Consider the following 19,969-nt stretch of genomic DNA (forward strand, 5'->3'; position numbering starts at 1 on the left):
CCTGTGCAGGAAGAACCGGAGGAGCGCGCTACCCCTTGATGGCGATGTTCACGAGCTTCGGCGCACGGACGATCACCTTCACGATCTCCCGCTCCCCGATGTACCGCTGCACGTTCGCCGAGCCGCGGGCGAGCCGCTCGAGCTCGTCCGCCTCGATGGACTTCGAGACCTCGAACGAGTCACGCACCTTGCCGTTGACCTGCACCACCGCGGTGAGGGTCTCCTGCACCAGCAGCGTCGGGTCGGCCTTCCGCCACCCGTACGTCGCCACCGAGGACGTGTACCCGAGGCGCTCCCACATCTCCTCGCCGGTGTACGGCGCGAAGACGCTGAGCCCGAGGGCGATGGTCTCGACGGCTTCGCGGACGGCGGGGTCGCCGGCACCGGGGCCGTTGTCGATCGCCTTCCGGGTGACGTTCACCAGGTCCATGAGCCGTGCGATCACGACGTTGAACTTGAACGACTCCATCATCCCCGGTGCGTCGGCCAGGAACCGGTGGGTGACCTGGCGGAGCGCCCGGTCGCCCTCGGCCCACACGGCGTCCGGCGTCGAGGTGACGTCGGTCGCCAGGCGGTAGGCGCGGGCGAGGAAGCGGGCGGAGGCCGCCGGGGAGACGTCCTCCCAGTTGATGTCGTCCTCCGGAGGGCCGGCGAAGCCCATCACCAGGCGGATCGCGTCGACGCCGTGCGCGTCGAGCTCGTCGCCGAGGGAGACACCGCCCTTGGACTTCGACATCTTCGAGCCGCCGGAGAGCACCATGCCCTGGTTGAGCAGCGCCGAGAACGGCTCGGTGAAGTCGAGGTAGCCGAGGTCGAACAGGACCTTCGTGACGAACCGGGCGTAGAGCAGGTGCAGGATCGCGTGCTCGACGCCGCCGACGTACTGGTCGACGGGCGCCCACTTGCGTGCCATCTCGGGGTCGAACGCCTTGGTGTCGTCGTTCGGCGACAGGAAGCGCAGGAAGTACCAGGACGAGTCCACGAACGTGTCCATCGTGTCGGCGTCACGCTTCGCGGGCGTGCCGTCGACGGGGTTCGGCACGTTCACCCAGTCGGTCGCCCCGCCGAGCGGCGAGGTGCCCTTCGGCTTCAGGTCGAGGCCCTCGGTCGAGGGCAGCACGACGGGCAGCTGGTCGAGCGGCACCGGGTGCTCGGTGCCGTCGGCGCCGTGGATGATCGGGATCGGGGTGCCCCAGAAGCGCTGGCGGGAGATCAGCCAGTCGCGGAGGCGGTACGTCTTGGCGGCACGGCCGGTGCCGCGCTCCTCGAGGAGCTTGATGGCGGCGGTGATCGCGTGCTGCTTCGACATCCCGTCGAGCGGCCCGGAGTTCATCATCCGGCCCTGGCCCGTCAGCGCTTCACCGGTCGTCGCCGGGTCGAGCGACGGCAGGTCGGCCAGCGACATGTCGGGTGTGATCACGGGGATCGCCCCGGTGACGGCGGCGTTCGTGTCCACGACGACCTTCACCGGCAGGTCGAACGCGCGCGCGAAGTCGAGGTCGCGCTGGTCGTGCGCCGGCACGGCCATGACCGCGCCGTGGCCGTAGTCGGCGAGCACGTAGTCGGCGGCCCAGATCGGCAGGCGCTCACCGGTGAGGGGGTGGATCGCGAACCGGTCGAGCGGCACGCCGGTCTTCGGGCGGTCGGCGTTCTGCCGGTCGATCTCCGATGTCTTCTGCGTCGCGGTCAGGTAGTCCTCGAACGCGGAGCGGACGGACGGCGACGCGGGAGCGACCAGGGCGGCAGCGAGGTCGGAGTCCGGTGCGACCACGAGGAACGTCACACCGTGGATGGTGTCCGGGCGCGTCGTGAACACGGTCACGGGCTCGTCGTGGCCCTCGATCACGAAGTCGACGTCAGCACCGACCGAGCGGCCGATCCAGTTGCGCTGCATGGCGAGGACCTTCGACGGCCACCGGCCCTCGAGCTGGTTGAGGTCGTCGAGCAGCCGGTCCGCGTAGTCGGTGATCTTGAAGTACCACTGCGTCAGCTTCTTCTTGACGACGACGGCACCGGAGCGGTCGGAGGTGCCGTCGGGCAGGACCTGCTCGTTGGCGAGCACGGTCTGGTCCACCGGGTCCCAGTTGACCCAGCTGTCCTTGCGGTACGCCAGGCCCTTCTCGTACATCTTGAGGAACAGCCACTGGTTCCACTTGTAGTACTCGGGGTCCGAGGTGTGGATCTCGGTCGTCCAGTCGAAGGACGGCGCGTACCGCTTGAACGAGGCCTTCTGCTGCGCGATGTTCGCGTAGGTCCAGTCCTTCGGGTCCACGCCGCGCTTGATCGCCGCGTTCTCGGCGGGCAGCCCGAAGGAGTCCCAGCCGATCGGGTGCAGCACGTTGAAGCCCTGCTGCCGCCAGTAGCGCGCGACGAAGTCCCCGAGCGCCCAGTTCTCGGCGTGGCCCATGTGCAGGTCGCCGGAGGGGTACGGGAACATCTCGAGGATGTACTTCCGCGGACGGCGGTCCTCGGGGTCGATGGTGAAGAGGCCGAGCTCTTCCCAGCGGCTCTGCCACTTGTCCTGGATACGACGGAAGTCGTAGGCGTGCGGGTCCTCGACGGGCTGCTCGATGGTCACGGAACTCTCAATCGGTCTGGAGGCGCGGGGAACGTCCGTCGGACGTGCTCCGGTCATCAAGGATATGCGCCCAGGGCATGCGGCTCACGCCACGAGGCGGCCGTCCCGCATCCGGAGGGTCCTGGTGACCAGGTCCGGCGGCACCGGCACGTGCGACACGACCACGACGGTGTTGCCCGCGGCCCGCGCGGTCCCGACGAGGTCCCGGAGCACCGACTCGCCGAGGTCCGGGTCGATGTCGGCCGTCGGCTCGTCGAGCACCAGCACCGGGAACGCGTGCAGGAGCGCCCGGGCCAGCGCCAGTCGGTGCGCCTGCCCGCCGGACACGAGCGCGCCACGCTCCCCGACGCCCGCGTCGAGCCCACCGCGGCGCGCCACCCAGGACCCGAGACCGACGCGCTCGAGCACCGCGAGGAGCTCGTCGTCGGTCGCGGTGTCCCGGGCGAAGAGCAGGTTCTGCCGGATCGACTGGTCGAACACGAAGGGGTCCTGCTCGATGAGCCCGACCCGGGCGCGCACGGCGTCCGGGTGCATCGACCGCGCCTCGACGCCGTCGAGCGCGTAGCTGCCCTCGTGGTCGACGAACCGCACGAGCGCGTCCACGAGCGTCGACTTGCCGGCGCCGCTCGGCCCCGCGATCACGACGACCTCGCCGGGGGCCAGCGCGAACGACACGTCGTCCACCGCGGGCACCGCCGATCCGGGCCACCGGACGGTCATCCCCGCGACGGCGACGGTGACCGGCCCTTCCACGACGAGGTCGGACGCCGGGGCGTCGGCGTCCGGCTCGGGCACGATGCCCGCCGGCAGGGTCGCCGGGACGACCTGCTCGACGCGGTCGGCCGCTGCCCGGACCCGCCGGAACGTCAGCACCGCGAGGGGCACCCCGCCGACGACCTCGAACAGGGCGAGCGGCACGAACACGGCCAGCGCCCAGAGCGGCCCGTCGAGCGCCCCCGTGACGACCGCGGGTGCGCCGACCGCCAGGATCCCGATCACGGCGGCACCGCCGACGAGCCCGACGAGCGCGCCGACGAGCGCCTCGACCGTGGCCCGACGTCGCACCGCGCGGGTCACCCGGTCGTCGAGCGTCGCGATGTGCGCCAGCCGCTCGTCGAGGGTGCCGTAGGCGGCGAACACGTCGAGCGTGCGGACGGTGTCGAGCACCAGGTCGGCGACCCGACCCCGTTCGGCGGCGGTGGTCTCGTCGCTCCGTCGGGCGATCGCGGCGGTGACGACGGACCCGAGCAGGGCGGCCACGACGAGCGCGAGGAACAGCACGAGGGCGGCCGGCAGCGACACCAGGGCGACCGCGACGACGGCGGCCACGGCAGCCACACCCGCGGACACGAGCGGACCGACCACCCGGATCGGCAGGTCCTGCAGCCGGTCGGTGTCGGTGACGAGCCGGGTCATCAGGTCGCCGCGACCGGTCGCCCCGAGCCCCGCCGGCGCGATCGAGGCCAGCCGTCGGTACATCTCCGTCCGCACCACGGCGAGCTGCCGGAACGAGGCATCGTGCCCGGCGAGGCGGTCCACGTACCGGAGCGCGGCCCGCCCGAGCGCGAACGCCCGGACGCCGACCATCACGAGCGTCAGGTACAGGATCGGCGGGTGCTCCGCCGCGCGCGTGATCAGGTAGCCGCTCGCGGCGAGCAGCGCGACCGCGCACAGCGCACTGAGCGCGCCGGCGGTGACCGCACGCCCCCAACCGGGCCCACGCGGCATCGCGAGGCGCAGGACGGAGCCGCCACGGGCCTCCAGGTCGGTGCTGCTCATGCGTGTGCTCCCGCGACGTGCGTGGTGACGGATCCGGTGTCGCCGATGGCGACCAGGAGGTCGGCGGCCGCGACGACCGCCGGTCGGTGGCTGGCGACGACGACGACCGCGCCGTCGTCGGCGAGTCGACGGATCGCGGCGACGACGTGCGCCTCGGCGTCGGCATCGAGCGCCGACGTCGGTTCGTCGAGCAGGACGAGCGGCGTGTCGGCCCGGGTGTGTCGGTACAGGGCGCGGGCGACGGCGACGCGCTGCGCCTGGCCGCCCGACAGACCGGTCCCGCCGGCACCGACCTGGAGGCCCGGGTCGAGTCCCAGCCCCGCCTCGCCCAGGGCGGACGCGGCCGTCGACGGCACGGGGGTCGCGCTGAGCGCGACGTTCTCCGCGATGGTCCCGCGGACGAGTCGGGGCCGCTGGTCGGCCCACGCGATGCGGTCCGCTCGCGTCGTCCCCGCGGCCCCGGGCACGGTGATCGCGCCGTCGTGCGGCAGCACGCCGCGGATCGCCGCGATGAGGCTCGACTTGCCGGAACCGCTCGGGCCGGCGAGCACCACGACGGTGCCCGGACGCGCGTCGAGGTCCACGGGACCGATCACCACGTCGGGTCGGCGCACCGTGACGCCGCGGAGCACGAGGTCCGTCGCGGCCGGTGCCGTCTCCGGTCGGACGGCGGGGGTGCGGTCGTCGGCCAGGACGTCGAGCACCGCGCTGGACGCCTCGACGCCGTCCTGGGCCGCGTGGAAGTCCGCGCCGACCTGGCGGAGGGGCGCGAACGCCTCCGGGGCGAGGACCAGGACGAACATCGCCGCGCCGAGCCCGAGCGACCCGTCCACGAGCCGGATGCCGATCGACACCGCGACCAGGGCGACGGAGAGGCTGGCGGCGAGTTCGAGGGCGAACCCGCTCATGAAGGAGAGCCGGAGGACCCCGAGCGTCCCACGGCGGTACTCGTCGGTCACCGTGCCGATACGGCCGACCTGGCGTCGGGCGCGCCCGAACACCTTGAGCGTCGCGAGGCCCTCGACCGCCTCGAGGAAGGCGCCGCCGAGCCGGGCGAGCGCGTCGGACTGGCGCTGCTGCAGCGACTGCGTGGCCATGCCGATCAGGATCATGAACACCGGGATGACCGGCAGCGCGCAGAGGATGATCAGCCCGCTGGTCAGGTCGCCGAATCCGATCGCGACGAGGAGCACCGGTGTCGCGATCGCGGTGAGCGCGAGCTGCGGCAGGTACCGGCCGAAGTACGCGTCGAGGGCGTCGAGCCCCGGCCCGAGCGTGGTCGCGAACCCCGCGCTGGACCGTTCCGCGAGCCACGCCGGACCCCGCTCGGCGGCCCGCGCCAGCACCGTGGAGCGCATCTCGCTCTTCACCGTCGCGGCGGCCCGGGCGGCGAGGTCGTCCGTGGCCCAGGCCGCGACCGCCCGGAGGGCGAACGCCGCGCCGAGCAGCGCGAGCGTCGGGACGAACGTGTCCGGCATCCCGCCCCGCGCGTCGATGACCTGGGTCACGGCGGCGGCGATCCCCCACGCGATCCCGATGGTGGCGATCGTGCGGAGGACGCCGGTGCCGGCCGCGGCGGCGATGGAGCCGCGCGCGGACCGCGACAGGCGGAGCAGGCGCGGGTCGAGCGGCTTCATCGTGGTGCCTCCTGGTCTCAGTGCACTGCCGCGGTGACCTGGGCCCGCGTGACGCGCTTGCGGAACACCCAGTACGTGAACGCCTGGTAGGCGAGCACGAGCGGCACGAAGATCAACGCCACCCAGCTCATCACCGTCAGCGTGTACGTCCCACTCGAGGCGTTGTACACGTTCAGGCTGTTCGCCGCGTCGTTCGTCGCGGGCATCACGTCCGGGAAGACCGCGGTGAACATCGCGAGCACCACGGCGGCGATGGTCACGGCCATGAGCGTGAACGCCCGGCCCTCCCGGCCCCACGCGTTGCAGAGCACGGCGAGGACGAGCGCCAGCGCGGCGACGACCGACAGGACGAGTGACGTCGGGGTCGCCCGGACGAAGGCCATCGACACCAGGAACGCGGCGGCGACGACGATCGTCACGATGCCCGCGCGGGTCGCCAGGCGCTTCGCCCGCACCCGGATGTCCCCCTCGGTCTTCAGCGCGATGAAGACGACACCGTGCGTGAAGAACACCAGCAGCGTGGCGAGGCCGGTCAGCAGCGCGAACGGGCTCAGCAGGTCGAACAGCGTGCCCGTGTAGTTGTGGCCGGAGTCCATCGGGATGCCGCGGACCACGTTGCCGAACGCGACGCCCCAGAGGAACGACGGCACCGCGCTGCCGACGATGATCATCAGGTCGAACGAGCGCTTCCACTGCAGCTGCTTGTTCTGGTGCCGGTACTCGAACGAGACGCCGCGGGCGATCAGCGCCGCCAGGATGAGCAGCAGCGCCAGGTAGAAGCCGGAGAACATCGTGGCGTACCACTCCGGGAACGCTGCGAACAGGCAGGCGCCGGCGACGATGACCCAGGTCTCGTTGAGGTCCCAGACCGGGCCGATCGTGTTGATCATCACGCGCCGGTCGGTGTCGTCCTTGCCGAGGAACGGCAGCGCCATGCCGACGCCGAAGTCGAAGCCGTCGAGGACGAAGTAGCCGACGAAGAACAGGCCGACGATGGCGAACCAGAGAACGGGGAGATCCATCAGTAGACCGTCACTTCGTGCTTGACCTCACCGGTCTCCTCGTCGACCGCTGCCGGAGCGGCAGGGCCCTCTTGCGCGACCTTCTTGATCAGCCGGAACTCCACCACCGCGAGCGACCCGTAGATCAGCGTGAAGACGACCAGCGAGATGAGGACCTCGAGCCCCGTGACGTTCGGCGAGACCCCGTCCGCGGTCTTCAGCAACCCGAACACGAGCCACGGTTGCCGGCCCATCTCGGTGAAGATCCAGCCGACGATCATCGCCGCCATCGGCAGCGGCACGGCCCACGTCGCGATCCGCCACACCCAGCGCTGGCGCGGGAAACGGCCCTTGCGGGTCAGCCAGAGGCCGGCGAGCGAGACCATCACGGCGCCGACGCCGAGGGCGATCATCCAGCGGAAGGACCAGTAGGTCACCCAGATGATCGGCTTGTAGTCGCCGGGGCCGTACACCTGCGTGTACTCGGCCTGGAGGTTGTTGATGCCCTCGACGGTGCCGGTGAAGGTGTGGGTGGAGAGGAAGGAGAGCAGGTAGGGCACGCGGATCGAGAAGAGCTCGTGCACCCCGTCCGGCGTGCCGAGCGTGAAGATCGAGAACGAGGCGTCCTTGCCGGTCGCGGTGTTGTACAGCGCTTCCGCGGCGGCCATCTTCATCGGCTGCGTGTCGACCATCGTCAGGCCGAGCTGGTCGCCGGTGAGCACCGTGAGCGCCCCGGCCGCGACCATCGTCCACAGGCCGAACTTCAGCGCCGGCATCATCGTCTCGAGGTTCTGGTTGCGCGCCAGGTGGTAGGCCGCGACGGAGATGATCACGCCGGCAGCCACCATGAAGCAGGCGAACAGCGTGTGCGGGAACGCCGCCAGCGCGACCTTGTTCGTCAGGACAGCCCAGATGTCGGTGAGTTCCGCACGGCCCTTGGCCTCGTTGATGACGTAGCCGACCGGGTGCTGCATGAACGCGTTCGCCGCGATGATGAAGTACGCCGACATGATCGTGCCGGCGCTGACGCACCACATGCTCGCGAGGTGCACGCCCTTCGGCAGGCGGTCCCAGCCGAAGATCCACACCCCGATGAACGCCGCCTCGAAGAAGAAGGCGAGGATGCCCTCGAGCGCGAGCGGAGCGCCGAACACGTCACCGACGAACCGGGAGTAGTTCGACCAGTTCATCCCGAACTGGAACTCCTGCACGATGCCGGTGACGACACCCATCGCGAAGTTGATCAGGAAGATCCGACCGAAGAACCGGGTGAGCTGCAGGTAGTGCGCGCGGCCGGTCCGGTACCAGGCGGTCTGGAACGTCGCGACGACGACGGCCATGCCGATCGTCAGCGGGACGAAGAGGAAGTGGTAGATCGTCGTCAGACCGAACTGCCACCGCGACAGGATCAGGGGATCGAGGATGTCGTTCATGCGGCGGAACCGATCGGGAACGCCGCGCGCTGCTGGTGCACGTCAGTTGCTTCCTGTGGAAGGGCTACTTCTGGTGTGTCACAACCGTTGGGACACCCCCACGCTACCGGCAGGACGGCCGTTTCGACAACTTGTAGAAGAACCCTCTGCACGAACGTGCAGCAGGCATGCACGGCACAACCGTGCGGAACTTCTGTGCTCGGACACTCGTTCCCGCGCGCTCCCACGAACGACGACAGGTGCCGGGCGAGCGCCCGACACCTGTCGTTTATTTCTGCAGCGGGGTGCTTACAGCAGGCCCTGCTTCTGGAGGAACGCCTTCGCGACCGACGCCGCGGACTTCTGGTCCACGGAGTTCTGACGGTCCAGCTCGATGAGCGCCTCGGTGGTCAGCACCTTGTTGACCTTGTCGATCGCCGCGGTCGCCTTGGACGACAGCTTCGAGGACACGATCGGCGTGACGTTGTTCACCGGGACGAGGCTCTTCGGGTCCTCGAGGGTGACGAGCTTCTCGGTCGCGATCGACGCGCTGGCCGAGTAGATGTCCGCGACCTGCGAGTCGCCGTCCTTGATCGCCTTGACCGTCAGCGGGCCACCGGAGTCGTTCTGCTGGTTGACCTCGGCGGTGATGCCGTACTTGGCCTTGAGGCCGGTCGGACCGTACGCGGCCGTCGCGAACTCGGGGTTCGCGGCGATCGAGATGGTCCCGCCGATCTTGGACAGGTCGGCGATCGACTTGAGGTCGTACTTGTCCGCGAGGTCCTGGGTCACCGTGTAGGTGTCCGAGTCGGACGCGGCGGCCGAGGTGAGCGCCTTGACACCGGAGGGGAGCTCGTCCTTCAGGGCGGCGTTGATGCCGTCCGTCGTGGTCTCCGTCGTGGTGTCCTTCTTGTCGGTCTGGAGCAGGTAGTTCAGCAGGTTGCCGTTGTACTCGGGGAAGACGTCGATGTTCCCCTTGGCGACCTCGGGCCAGTAGGCCTTTCGCTGACCGATGTTGAGCTTCTTCGTGACGTCGAAGCCGGCGTGCTCGAGCTCCTGCGCGTAGAGCTCCGCGATGATCTCGTTCGACGGGTAGGCCTGCGAGCCGACGGTGATGGTCTTCGAGTCGCTCGAGCCCCCACCGGAGGACAGCGGGTCGCCCGAGGAGCAGCCCGCGAGGGCGATCGCTGCCGCGGTGGCGACGGCGATGGTCGCGCCGAGGCGCTTGGTACGTGCTGTGATCACTGGAGGGTTCCTTCCAAGGGGGTTGATGCTCGACTTTCCGAGCTGTCAGCGTCACGCCGTCCATCACTCGCGGAGGCGGCGGTGAGTCCCGCCGGCACCGCGAGCCGCTGCAGGACGGCGAACACGATCTCGAAGACGATGGCGAGTGCGATCACCAGGAGCGAACCGCCGAGGACCTCTTCGTAGTCCTGGTTCGCGAGCCCGGAGAACGCGTACCCGCCGAGACCGCCCGCGTTGATGTACGCGGCCAGGGTGGCGGTGGCGATGACCTGGAGCACCGCGGCGCGGATGCCACCGACGATGAGCGGGAGCCCGAGCGGGATCTCCACCTTCGTCAGCAGCTGCCACGTCGTCATGCCCTGGGCGCGTGCGGCGTCGATCGTCACACGGTCGATCGCCTCGAGCCCGGAGTACGTGCCGGCCAGGATCGAGGGGATCGCGAGGATCACGAGGGAGATCAGCGGCGCCTGGATGCCGAGGCCGATCCACAGGGCGAGGATCGTCAGGAGGCCGAGGGTCGGGAGCGCGCGGACACCGCCGGAGAACCCGACGGCCAGGCTCTTGCCCTTGCCGGTGTGGCCGATGACCAGCCCGAGCGGCACCGCGATCGCACACGCGATGACGACGGAGAGCAGGGTGATCCAGATGTGTTCGACCAGGCGGACGGGGATGCCGTTCGGTCCGGTCGAGTTCGCGGGGTCGAAGATCCAGGCGATGGCGCCGGCGAAGAGGTTCACGCGGAGACCTCCCCGGTGCGGACGTCGGCCGCGGCACGGCGCCGGACACTGCGGGCGGCGCGGCCGCTCCCCCGGGTCCAGGGCATCACGATGCGTCCGATGAGCACGAGCAGCGCGTCGATGACGAGTGCGAGCACGATCGTCAGGACGATGCCCGTCAGGATCTCGACGCTGATGCCGCGCTTCAGGCCGTCGGTGAGCAGGAAGCCGAGGTTCGGGATCCCGAGGAGCGCACCGACCGTGACGAGGCTCACCGTGCTCACGGCGACGACCCGGATGCCGGCGAGGAGGACCGGGCCGGCGAGCGGGAGCTCCACGCGGAAGAACCGCTGCGTGGGCGAGTAGCCCATGGCCTCTGCCGCGTTGACGACGGCGGGGTCGACGGCGTCGAGCGCGTCCGCGGCCGAGCGGGCCATCAGCGCGACGCCGTAGATCGTCAGCGCGATCACGACGTTGAGCGGGTCGAGGATGTTCGTCCCGAGCAGCGGCGGCAGCGCGAGGAACAGCGGGAACGACGGGATCGCGTAGAGCAGGCTCGCCACCACGACGATCGTCGAGCCGGTCGCGCGGGCACCACGGCGCCCCTTGCGCAGCCGGTTCACGAGCAGACCGATCGGGACCGACAGCACGAAGCTGATCACGATCGGCGGGACCGACAACCAGACGTGCGCGATCAGGTTCGACGTGATCGTGTCGAGGTTGCCGGTGACCCAGTTCACGCGGTGTCCCGGGTCGGCTGCGGCACGGCGGACGCCGCGTCCACCACCTGCACCGGCCCGGTGAGCACACCAGCGGCACGGCCGTCGCCGTCCACCACGATCGGCCCGGTCGGCGTCTGCTCGACGCGGAGCGCACGGCGACCACGGCCGGCGCCGATGAAGTTCGCGACGAAGTCGTCGGCGGGCTCCGCGAGGATCTCCGCCGGCGTGCCGAGCTGGGCGATCTCGCCGCCCTTCTTCAGGATGACGACCTGGTCGCCGAGCTTGAAGGCCTCGTCGATGTCGTGCGTGACGAACACCACCGTCTTGCCGAGTTCACGCTGCAACCGGATGAGCTCGTCCTGCAGGTCGTTGCGGACCAGCGGGTCCACCGCGCCGAAGGGCTCGTCCATGAGCAGGATGTTCGGGTCGACGGCGAGCCCGCGAGCGACACCGACGCGCTGCTGCTGCCCACCGGACAGCTGCGACGGGTAGCGGTCGGCGAAGGCACGGTCGAGGCCGACGGTGTCCATCAGCTCGAGGGCGTGCGCCCGCGCGTCCTGCTTGGACACGCCGGTGAGCAGCGGCACCGTGGCGATGTTGTCCGCGACCTTGCGGTGCGGCAGCAGCCCGGCGTTCTGCATCACGTAGCCGATGCTGCGGCGGAGCTTCACGGGGTCAACCCCCGCGACGTCTTCGCCGTCGATCGCCACGGAACCCGACGAGGGGTCGACCATGCGGTTGATCATGCGGAGCAACGTCGTCTTGCCACAACCGCTGGACCCGACGAAGACCGTCGTGGTGCGCGATGGGATGACGAGGTCGAACCGCTCGACGGCATTGGTGCCGTCCGGGTACGTCTTGCGCACCGAGCGGAACTCGATCATGGGTGCCCTTCTGGTAGGAGGTAGCCCGACTCCGAGTGAGAGTACCCGTCAGCACCGACAGCGGTTCGCCAGCGTGACGATCCGTGACGACTTCCGGACAGCCGAGCGCCCGCACCTCCGGTTCGGAGAGCGGGCGCTCGTCGGATTGGTGTGGCGGGTCAGGCGGTGGCGACGACCGATTCCATGTACGTCTTGACCATGGCCCGGTACGCCTCGATCAGGGCGGCGTCCGGTGCGCTGCGGTCCTGGTGGGCCCGGGCGAGCACAGCGTGGCCGGATTCGGTGAGGACGACCCAGGCGCGCGTGACCGTGTCGTTCGCCGGCAGCCCGAAGCGCTCGCCCATGATCGTGCCGACGGCACCCCCGAGCGCCGCCATGCGGTCCTCGGCGTCACCCACGCCGGAGTCCGCTGCGTCGCCGAAGCGGATCGCGCGGAAGCCCGGCTCGGTGCGGTACATGTCGCTCGTCATGTCGATGAGCGCGTCGCAGGCGTCCTGCCACGTCGTCGCGCCGCTCGCGTCGAGCGCCTCGACGAAGCGGGAGGCGAGTCGCTGCGTGCAGCGGATCGCGAGCGCCTCGACCACGGCGATGCGGTCCGGGAAGTACCGGTACACCGTGCCGATGGACGCCCCCGCCCGCTCGGCGACCATGGCTGTGGTGAGCCGCTCGAACCCGATCTCGTCGATCACCGCGGCTGCGGCGTCCAGGAGTCCGGCGAGGCGCGCCGAACTGCGGGCTTGGACCGGCTCGTTCCTGAGCAGTGATGATCCCCCCGGCAGTGCGTTCGAAACCTCGGTGACGAGCACGTGTTCTCCTTCTCGCGGTGGCCGCGGGCTGTTGGTGTGACGGGACGGAGCGGCGGGGCCGACCGACGGGGCCAACTCTCGCAGAGGACGGCTGGAACATCGCTGCGATTCTCGGGGTGTCTTCTGCCGTCGTGGACATCTTGCGTCCAGTGCGTGGAATGATGGGGCGATGCCCGACCCGACGTCCCACGAACCGTCGCTGGCCGAGCCGATCCTGCACCGGGCCGCCCGCATCGAGGACGCCGTGCAGGAGTTCCGCGAACAGCGTGCCCGACGCCGCGGTCTCGTCCCCACCGTCATCCCGTACACGGGCTACGGCGCGCCGGGGTGGATCCGGGTGCTCTGCCGCGTGCTGCTGACCCGGCGCGGCCTGGCATCCGACGCCTCGTTCGAGGGCGTCCGCGGCTGGAAGACCTTCACGAGCGTCGCCGTCGACCACGCGGAGGTCACGATCACGGCCGGCGGGACCACCCACACCGTGCAGTCCGACCGCGGCGGGGTCGTCGACACCATCGTGCCGATCGACCTCGAACCGGGGTGGCAGACGATCCGCCTGTCCGCCGGCGGACAGCGCGACGTCGAAGCCGACGTCTTCATCGTCCACCCGGACACCCGGTTCGGGCTGCTCTCCGACATCGACGACACCGTGATGGTCACCTCGCTCCCCCGACCGATGCTCGCGGCGTGGAACTCCTTCGTGCTCACCGAGCACGGACGCCGCCCGGTCCCCGGGATGTCGGTGCTCTACGAACGCGTCCTCGCGCAGCACCCGGGCGCGCCGACCGTATACCTGTCCACCGGCGCGTGGAACGTCGCGCCGACGCTGCAGCGCTTCCTGACCCGGAACATGTACCCGTCCGGCACCCTGCTCCTCACCGACTGGGGTCCCACCCACGACCGCTTCTTCCGGAGCGGGCAGATGCACAAGCACGAGAACCTGCGGCGCCTCGCCCGGGACTTCCCGGACGTGCAGTGGCTCCTGGTCGGCGACGACGGCCAGCACGACGAGACCCTGTACGGCGACTTCGCGCGCGAACACCCGGAGAACGTCGCCGGCGTCGCGATCCGCCAGCTGTCGACGAGTGAAGCGGTCCTCGCCGGTGGACGCTCCCGCGCGCAGGAGCGCTCGAAGGAGTCCACGGCGCCGTGGGTCTACGCGCCCGACGGCGCCGGACTCTGGACCGAACTCGGCCGGATCGGGCTCGCCGACATCGACTGAGCGGCACCAGGACTGTACGGAACATCAGCCCCGCCGTCACGACGCCGGTGGAACACCGGTGGGCGGTGGTTCGATCGGGTCATGGCACAGCGCATCGAAGACCACGCGATCATCGGGGACTGCTACACGGCTGCCCTGGTCGACCGGGCCGGCACCATCGATTGGGCGTGTCTCCCCCGGTTCGACGCACCGTCGACCTTCGCCGCGCTCCTCGGTGACGAGCACGCCGGGCACTGGTCGCTCCGCCCGTCCGACCAGCACGCCACGGCCGAACGGCGCTACGACCCGGACACTCTCGTCCTGACCACCGTCTGGACCACCGACTCCGGCATCGTCGAGGTCACCGAGTTCATGCCGATCGACGCGCACCGGGCGACCATCGTCCGCCGGGTGCGGGGACTCCGTGGATCGGTGGAGATGCGGCAGACGCTGCGGATCCGGTTCGACTACGCCCGAGCGCTCCCCTGGGTCCGGCAGATCGGGGACGACGACGACCCCGCGCTCCTCGCCACGGCCGGCCCCGCGTCGGTGATCGTCCGGGGCATCCGCTTCCACGCCGACGACCACCGGCACCTCGCCGTCGCCACCGTGCGGGACGGCGACGTCCTCGACACCGTGCTGACCTGGTACCCCTCGCACCGCGAACCGCCGGTGCCGATCGACGTCGACGCGGCCCTCGCCCACACGAAGGACTGGTGGCACGCGTGGACCGGCAAGACCCGGGTCGAGGGCCGGTACGCGGCGGAGACCCGGCAGTCGCTGCTGTTCCTCCGGGCGATGACCCACGCCGAGACCGGCGGGGTCGTGGCGGCCGCAACCACGAGCCTCCCCGAGGACCCGGGCGGCGAACGCAACTGGGACTACCGCTACGTCTGGCTCCGCGACGCCTCCCTCGCACTCGCGTCGCTCATCGCGCACGGCTACCAGGACGAGGCGAAGCACTGGCGTGGCTGGCTCCTCCGGGCGATCGCCGGTGACCCGGCCGACGTGCAGATCATGTACGGCATCGCCGGGGAGCGGGAGCTCCCCGAGTGGGAGCTCGACCACCTGGGCGGGTACGCCGGCTCGAAGCCGGTGCGCGTCGGCAACGGTGCGTACACGCAGTACCAGGGCGACGTCTTCGGCGAGGTGCTCGCCGCGCTCCACGACGCCCGCGAGCTCGGGGTCGAGGAGAACGCCGACTCCTGGGCCCTGCAGCGCGCACTGCTCGGCTACGTCGAGGAGCACTGGCAGGAACCCGACAACGGCATCTGGGAGATGCGCGGCCCCCGTCGGCACTTCACCCACTCGCGCGCGATGATCTGGGCGGCGTTCGACCGCGGGGTCGCCGCGGTGGAGGAGTTCGGGCTCGAAGGACCGGTCGACCGCTGGCGGAGCCTCCGCGACGCCGTGCGCGCCGAGATCGACGAGCACGGGTACGACAGGGTCCGCGGTGCGTTCCGGCAGCACTACGACACCGACGAGGTCGACGCGAGCCTGCTCGTCCTCCCGCAGATCGGCTTCTGCAAGGCGGACGACCCGCGGATGCTCGGCACGGTCAAGGCGATCGAGGACGACCTCCGCGTCGGCTCCGACGGCCTCGTGCTCCGCTACCGCACGTCCGCCGGGTTCGACGGGCTCAGCGGGAGCGAGCACCCGTTCCTCGCGTGCTCGTTCTGGCTCGTCGAGCAGTACGCCGCGTCCGGCCGGATCGAGGACGCCGAGCGCCTGATGGACGTCCTCGTCGGCTACGCCAACGACGTCGGCATGCTCTCGGAAGAGGTCGACGTCGCGACCGGCCACCACATCGGCAACACGCCGCAGGCGCTGTCGCACCTGACGCTCGTCGCCGCCGCGGACGCGATCAACCGCGCACGGGGCAAGGCCTCCGGCCACCGCACGCGCATCCCCCAGCGCGACGGCGGCACCCGCTCCTGGACCGGCGAGGGCGAGCGCGCGGGCACCCCCGCCTGACCGCTGCGCGGCCCCGGCGCCGCGCCGCCCCGGCGCGGCCGCGCCGCCCCGGCGCGGCCCCGCCCCGGCGCCGCGCCCGCCTCGCCCCACGGCAGGCGGTCGAAACCCGCGTAGGAAGTTGAAACGCGCGTAGGCGGTCAGAAGTTCCGACCACCCACGCGCGATTCGACATCCCACCGCGGCCGCGATGGGAAGAAACGCACGACCACGACGGACGGGAGGCCCGGTGCCAGCTGGCACCGGGCCTCCCGTCCGTCAGATCCGCAGGATCGCAGTCGTCAGGAAGACGACTCCCAGTCCGCCGGGCCGCGCGAGCCCGCGCGGTACTCCTCGAGCGGGACGTCGTTCGCCTTCCAGGCGGCGACGACCGGCTCGACGATCTCCCAGCAGCGCTCCGCGACGTCGCCGCGGATCGAGAGCAGCGGATCGTCGTGGAAGATGCCGTTGAGGACCTCGCCGTAGGGGGTCAGCTCGCCGTCGCTGAACGAGGAGGACAGGGTGACCTGGCCCATCTCGAACGGGTTGCCGCCGCCGTTCGCCGACACGGTCAGCTCGATCTCGTCCGGGTTCAGGACGATGCGGAGCGTGTCCGTCTTCGGGCGACCGCTGAGGCCGGAGGGCAGACGCGGCACCGGCTTGAACGTGATCAGGACTTCCTTGCGGCTGGCACCGAGTGCCTTGCCGGAACGGAGCGTGAAGGGGACGCCCTTCCAGCGGGCCGTGTCCACCTCGACCGAGATCTCCGCGAGGGTCTCGGTCTTGCGGGAGGGCTCGACGCCGTCCTCGTCCTGGTACGACGGCAGGTCCTTGCCGTCGATCGTGCCGGCCGTGTAGACGGCGCGGCGCGAGGCGATCTTCGGGTCGTCACCCTTGAGCTGCGTGGAGCGGAGCGCACGCGCGAGCGACGAACGGAACTCGACGGCGTCGATCGCAGCCGGGGCGTCCATCGTGACGAGCCCGAGGATCTGCAGCAGGTGCGACTGGATCATGTCGACCATCGCACCGGCCTCGTCGTAGTACTGGGCGCGGTTCTCGAGACCGAGGGTCTCGTCGTAGAAGATGTCGACCTTCTCGATGTTGTCCGCGTTCCAGATCGGCTCGAACAGACGGTTCGCGAAGCGCAGACCGATGATGTTCAGGACCGTGGTGCGTCCGAGGAAGTGGTCGGTGCGGTGCACGCGCTCTTCCGGGACGAGCTTCAGGACGGTCTCGTTGAGGGCCTTCGCGCTGGCGACGTCGGTGCCGAACGGCTTCTCGAACGCGAGCGTGGTGCCCTCGGGGAGCTCGACCTGCTCGAGCGCCTCGCAGATGTCCGAGGCGATCTGCGGCGGGAGCGCGAAGTACAGGATCGGCTCGTTCTCGGCGGCCGCGAGGAGCGCCTCGAGGTGCTTCGGGTCCGTCGGGTCGCCCTGGATGAACTCGGTCGACTCGATGGTCGCGTCCACCTCCGGGCCCTTGACGTCCTGCGTAGCGAAGGACTTCGTGACGATGTCCTTCCACTGCTCGGGGGAACGCTCGCTGCGGCCCGTGCCGATCAGCTGCACGGGGACGGCACGGCCGCTCTGCAGGAACGTGCCGAGGCCCGGCAGGAGCAGACGGGAGGCGAGGTCGCCCGTCGCGCCGAAGATGATGAGGGTGCGCTTGTCGGTCACCGGAGGTGACTCCTTTCGCGTGGTGGTGGGGTCCGCATGGCTCAAGCCGTACACGGGCCGGATGATTCCCCTGGCAGGAACGCTCTCGCGCGCCGTGTCCGGGAAGGTCGTCTGGACGCAGTTCGGGCGGCACCGGTGGAGGTGCCGCCCGAAGCGTCAAGTGCGGGTCAAGACGATGTCAGTGCTGCTGACATCAGTGACCGAAGTTGCCGCGGTAGTACTCGAAGACCCAGCCCACCAGCGTGACCGTGATGAGCACGAGGCCGATCGGGACGATCCAGAGGCCGGCCGCGACACCGAGGAAGGTGATCGCGACGGCGCCGGCGAGGAGGATCGGCCACCACGACCACGGGCTGAAGTGCCCGAGCTCGGCGTCGCCGTCCTCGATGTTGGCGTCCTGGCGGTCTTCCGGCAGGTCGCCGCCCTGTGCGGACAGCACCCGCCCGAGGTAGAACGCGATGAACGCGGACATGATGCCGACCAGGCCGATGCCGACCGTGCCGACCGGCTCCCAGCCACCGTTGTGGGCGAGGGCGAACCAAACCGTGTACGCGGCGTCCGCGAGGATGAAGAACCCGAAGAGGATCCAGAACAGGTTGACGTTGGCGCGCATCGCCTTACTTCACCTCGCCCTTCGCGGCGTCGTAGGTCGGGGCATCGGGCGCGTCCTTCGCGGGACCCACACCGATCGGCACACCCGCTTCGGGGTGGTTCAGGTCGAATGCCGGGGACTCCGAGCGGATGCGCGGGATCGACGTGAAGTTGTGCCGCGGCGGCGGGCAGGAGGTCGCCCACTCGAGCGAGCGGCCGTAGCCCCACGGGTCGTTCACGGCCACCTTCGGGGCGTTCCGCGCGGTGACGTAGACGTTGAAGATGAACGGCAGGAACGAGATGCCGAGGATCATCGCGCCGATGGTCGACAGCTGGTTCATCCAGGTGAAGCCGTCGTTCGGCAGGTACGTCGCGTAACGACGCGGCATGCCGATGACGCCCAGCCAGTGCTGGATGAGGAACGTCGTGTGGAAGCCGATGAACAGGAGCCAGAAGTGGATCTTGCCGAGGCGCTCGTTGAGCATCCGACCCGTCCACTTCGGCCACCAGAAGTAGAAGCCGGAGAACATCGCGAAGACGACGGTGCCGAAGACCACGTAGTGGAAGTGCGCGACGACGAAGTACGAGTCCGAGACGTGGAAGTCGAGCGGCGGGGACGCCAGGATGACACCCGTCAGACCACCGAACGTGAAGGTGATCAGGAAGCCGATCGCCCAGAGGATCGGGGTCTCGAAGGTCACCGAGCCACGCCACATCGTGCCGACCCAGTTGAAGATCTTCACGCCGGTCGGGACCGCGATGAGCATCGTCATGAGCGAGAACCACGGGAGCAGCACCGAACCGGTGACGTACATGTGGTGCGCCCACACCGTGACCGACAGGGCCGCGATGGCGATGGTCGCGTAGACGAGGGTCTTGTACCCGAAGATCGGCTTGCGGCTGAAGACCGGGAAGACCTCGGAGACGATGCCGAAGAACGGCAGCGCGATGATGTAGACCTCGGGGTGGCCGAAGAACCAGAAGAGGTGCTGCCAGAGCAGCGCTCCGCCGTTGGCCGGGTTGAAGATCTGGGCGTCGAACACGCGGTCGAGACCGAGGCCGAAGAGCGCGGCGGCGAGGACCGGGAAGGCCATCAGCACGAGCAGCGAGGTCACGAGGGTGTTCCACGTGAAGATCGACATGCGGAACATCGTCATGCCCGGGGCACGCATCGTGATGATCGTCGTGATGAAGTTCACCGCGCCGAGGATCGTCGAGAAGCCCGTCAGGCCGAGGCCGAACACCCAGAGGGTGCCACCGAGCCCTGGTGTGAACGTCGTGTCACTGAGTGGCGCGTAGGCGAACCAGCCGAAGGACGCGGCGCCCTGCGGGGTGAGGAAGCCACCGACGGCGATGAGGCCACCGAAGAAGTACAGCCAGAAGGCGAACCCGTTCAGTCGCGGGAACGCGACGTCCGGGGCACCGATCTGCAGCGGCATGATCGCGTTCGCGAAGCCCGAGAACAGCGGCGTCGCGAAGAGCAGCAGCATGATCGTGCCGTGCATCGTGAACAGCTGGTTGTACTGCTCCTTCGTCGCCACCAGCTGCAGGCCGGGCTCGAAGAGCTGTGCGCGGATGACCAGGGCCATCACGCCGGCGAGCAGGAAGTACAGGAACGACGTGATCAGGTACATGTACCCGATCGTCTTGTGGTCCGTGGAGGTGATCCACCGGACGATGATGTTGCCCTTCCGACCGACCTTCGACGCCTGGAAGTCCGGCGTCGAGGTGGCAGTCGGTTGGCCGACGAATGACGTTGTCATCTGGCGAGCCC

Annotated in this window: 15 protein-coding genes; 2 read left to right on the top strand and 13 right to left on the bottom strand. The window is 69.8% G+C overall.

The window, feature by feature from the left end; all coding sequences use genetic code 11:
• Positions 1-28: 28 nt before the first annotated feature.
• The 10 genes from leuS to EDF27_RS13020 form a co-directional block, all read right to left on the bottom strand.
• Positions 29-2,578, bottom strand: coding sequence for a leucine--tRNA ligase (gene leuS, locus EDF27_RS12975; protein WP_132049188.1), 2,550 nt, complete (start codon positions 2,576-2,578; stop codon positions 29-31).
• A gap of 84 nt (positions 2,579-2,662) precedes the next feature.
• Positions 2,663-4,357: a thiol reductant ABC exporter subunit CydC gene (cydC, locus tag EDF27_RS12980; RefSeq protein ID WP_132049190.1), complete on the bottom strand. Its 1,695-nt coding sequence runs from the start codon at positions 4,355-4,357 to the stop codon at positions 2,663-2,665.
• Positions 4,354-5,994, bottom strand: a complete 1,641-nt coding sequence (cydD, locus tag EDF27_RS12985) for a thiol reductant ABC exporter subunit CydD (RefSeq protein WP_132049192.1) — start codon at positions 5,992-5,994, stop codon at positions 4,354-4,356. The genes cydC and cydD overlap by 4 nt, the downstream gene beginning before the upstream one ends.
• Before the next feature lie 17 nt (positions 5,995-6,011).
• Positions 6,012-7,016, bottom strand: coding sequence for a cytochrome d ubiquinol oxidase subunit II (gene cydB / locus EDF27_RS12990; protein WP_132049194.1), 1,005 nt, complete (start codon positions 7,014-7,016; stop codon positions 6,012-6,014).
• Positions 7,016-8,428, bottom strand: a complete 1,413-nt coding sequence (locus EDF27_RS12995; protein WP_123653118.1) for a cytochrome ubiquinol oxidase subunit I — start codon at positions 8,426-8,428, stop codon at positions 7,016-7,018. Before EDF27_RS12995 ends, cydB begins: the two co-directional genes overlap by 1 nt.
• Positions 8,429-8,716: 288 nt before the next feature.
• Positions 8,717-9,652, bottom strand: a complete 936-nt coding sequence (locus EDF27_RS13000) for an ABC transporter substrate-binding protein (RefSeq protein WP_243698340.1) — start codon at positions 9,650-9,652, stop codon at positions 8,717-8,719.
• Positions 9,649-10,389: an ABC transporter permease gene (locus EDF27_RS13005; protein WP_123653117.1), complete on the bottom strand. Its 741-nt coding sequence runs from the start codon at positions 10,387-10,389 to the stop codon at positions 9,649-9,651. The genes EDF27_RS13000 and EDF27_RS13005 overlap by 4 nt, the downstream gene beginning before the upstream one ends.
• Positions 10,386-11,108, bottom strand: a complete 723-nt coding sequence (locus tag EDF27_RS13010; protein WP_123653116.1) for an ABC transporter permease subunit — start codon at positions 11,106-11,108, stop codon at positions 10,386-10,388. The genes EDF27_RS13005 and EDF27_RS13010 overlap by 4 nt, the downstream gene beginning before the upstream one ends.
• Positions 11,105-11,974, bottom strand: a complete 870-nt coding sequence (locus EDF27_RS13015; protein WP_123653115.1) for an ATP-binding cassette domain-containing protein — start codon at positions 11,972-11,974, stop codon at positions 11,105-11,107. Before EDF27_RS13015 ends, EDF27_RS13010 begins: the two co-directional genes overlap by 4 nt.
• Before the next feature lie 158 nt (positions 11,975-12,132).
• Complete coding sequence (locus tag EDF27_RS13020) at positions 12,133-12,780, bottom strand: TetR/AcrR family transcriptional regulator (RefSeq protein ID WP_165931486.1); 648 nt, start codon at positions 12,778-12,780, stop codon at positions 12,133-12,135.
• A gap of 169 nt (positions 12,781-12,949) precedes the next feature.
• Here EDF27_RS13020 and EDF27_RS13025 point away from each other — a divergent pair, with 169 nt between their 5' ends.
• Both EDF27_RS13025 and EDF27_RS13030 read left to right on the top strand, forming a co-directional pair.
• Entirely contained in the window at positions 12,950-13,999 is a 1,050-nt protein-coding gene (locus tag EDF27_RS13025) for a phosphatase domain-containing protein (protein ID WP_123653113.1), read from the top strand.
• A 12-nt stretch (positions 14,000-14,011) separates the two neighbouring features.
• Positions 14,012-15,952, top strand: coding sequence for a glycoside hydrolase family 15 protein (locus tag EDF27_RS13030; protein WP_279433193.1), 1,941 nt, complete (start codon positions 14,012-14,014; stop codon positions 15,950-15,952).
• Between the two features lie 278 nt (positions 15,953-16,230).
• On the opposite strand, the gene EDF27_RS13035 is transcribed toward EDF27_RS13030, so the two are convergent.
• The 3 genes from EDF27_RS13035 to ctaD form a co-directional block, all read right to left on the bottom strand.
• A complete protein-coding gene (locus EDF27_RS13035) occupies positions 16,231-17,604 on the bottom strand; it encodes a glucose-6-phosphate dehydrogenase (protein ID WP_123653111.1) in 1,374 nt (457 codons plus the stop codon).
• A 193-nt stretch (positions 17,605-17,797) separates the two neighbouring features.
• The gene (locus tag EDF27_RS13040) at positions 17,798-18,217 is read right to left on the bottom strand and encodes a cytochrome c oxidase subunit 4 (RefSeq protein WP_123653110.1); all 420 of its coding nucleotides are present in this window, start codon (positions 18,215-18,217) and stop codon (positions 17,798-17,800) included.
• 4 nt (positions 18,218-18,221) lie between these two features.
• Positions 18,222-19,958: a cytochrome c oxidase subunit I gene (gene ctaD / locus EDF27_RS13045; RefSeq protein WP_243698341.1), complete on the bottom strand. Its 1,737-nt coding sequence runs from the start codon at positions 19,956-19,958 to the stop codon at positions 18,222-18,224.
• Positions 19,959-19,969: the final 11 nt, after the last annotated feature.

The organism is Curtobacterium sp. PhB136 (genome assembly GCF_004346855.1).
GTDB lineage: Bacteria > Actinomycetota > Actinomycetes > Actinomycetales > Microbacteriaceae > Curtobacterium.

Bases quoted from the DNA above. Each gene is read 5' to 3' on its own strand.
- EDF27_RS13040 (WP_123653110.1), bottom strand. From the start codon at position 18,217: ATGCGCGCCAACGTCAACCTGTTCTGGATCCTCTTCGGGTTCTTCATC.
- EDF27_RS13025 (WP_123653113.1), top strand. From the start codon at position 12,950: ATGCCCGACCCGACGTCCCACGAACCGTCGCTGGCCGAGCCGATCCTG.
- EDF27_RS12995 (WP_123653118.1), bottom strand. From the start codon at position 8,428: ATGAACGACATCCTCGATCCCCTGATCCTGTCGCGGTGGCAGTTCGGT.
- cydD (WP_132049192.1), bottom strand. From the start codon at position 5,994: ATGAAGCCGCTCGACCCGCGCCTGCTCCGCCTGTCGCGGTCCGCGCGC.
- ctaD (WP_243698341.1), bottom strand. From the start codon at position 19,958: ATGACAACGTCATTCGTCGGCCAACCGACTGCCACCTCGACGCCGGAC.
- cydC (WP_132049190.1), bottom strand. From the start codon at position 4,357: ATGAGCAGCACCGACCTGGAGGCCCGTGGCGGCTCCGTCCTGCGCCTC.
- EDF27_RS13015 (WP_123653115.1), bottom strand. From the start codon at position 11,974: ATGATCGAGTTCCGCTCGGTGCGCAAGACGTACCCGGACGGCACCAAT.
- cydB (WP_132049194.1), bottom strand. From the start codon at position 7,016: ATGGATCTCCCCGTTCTCTGGTTCGCCATCGTCGGCCTGTTCTTCGTC.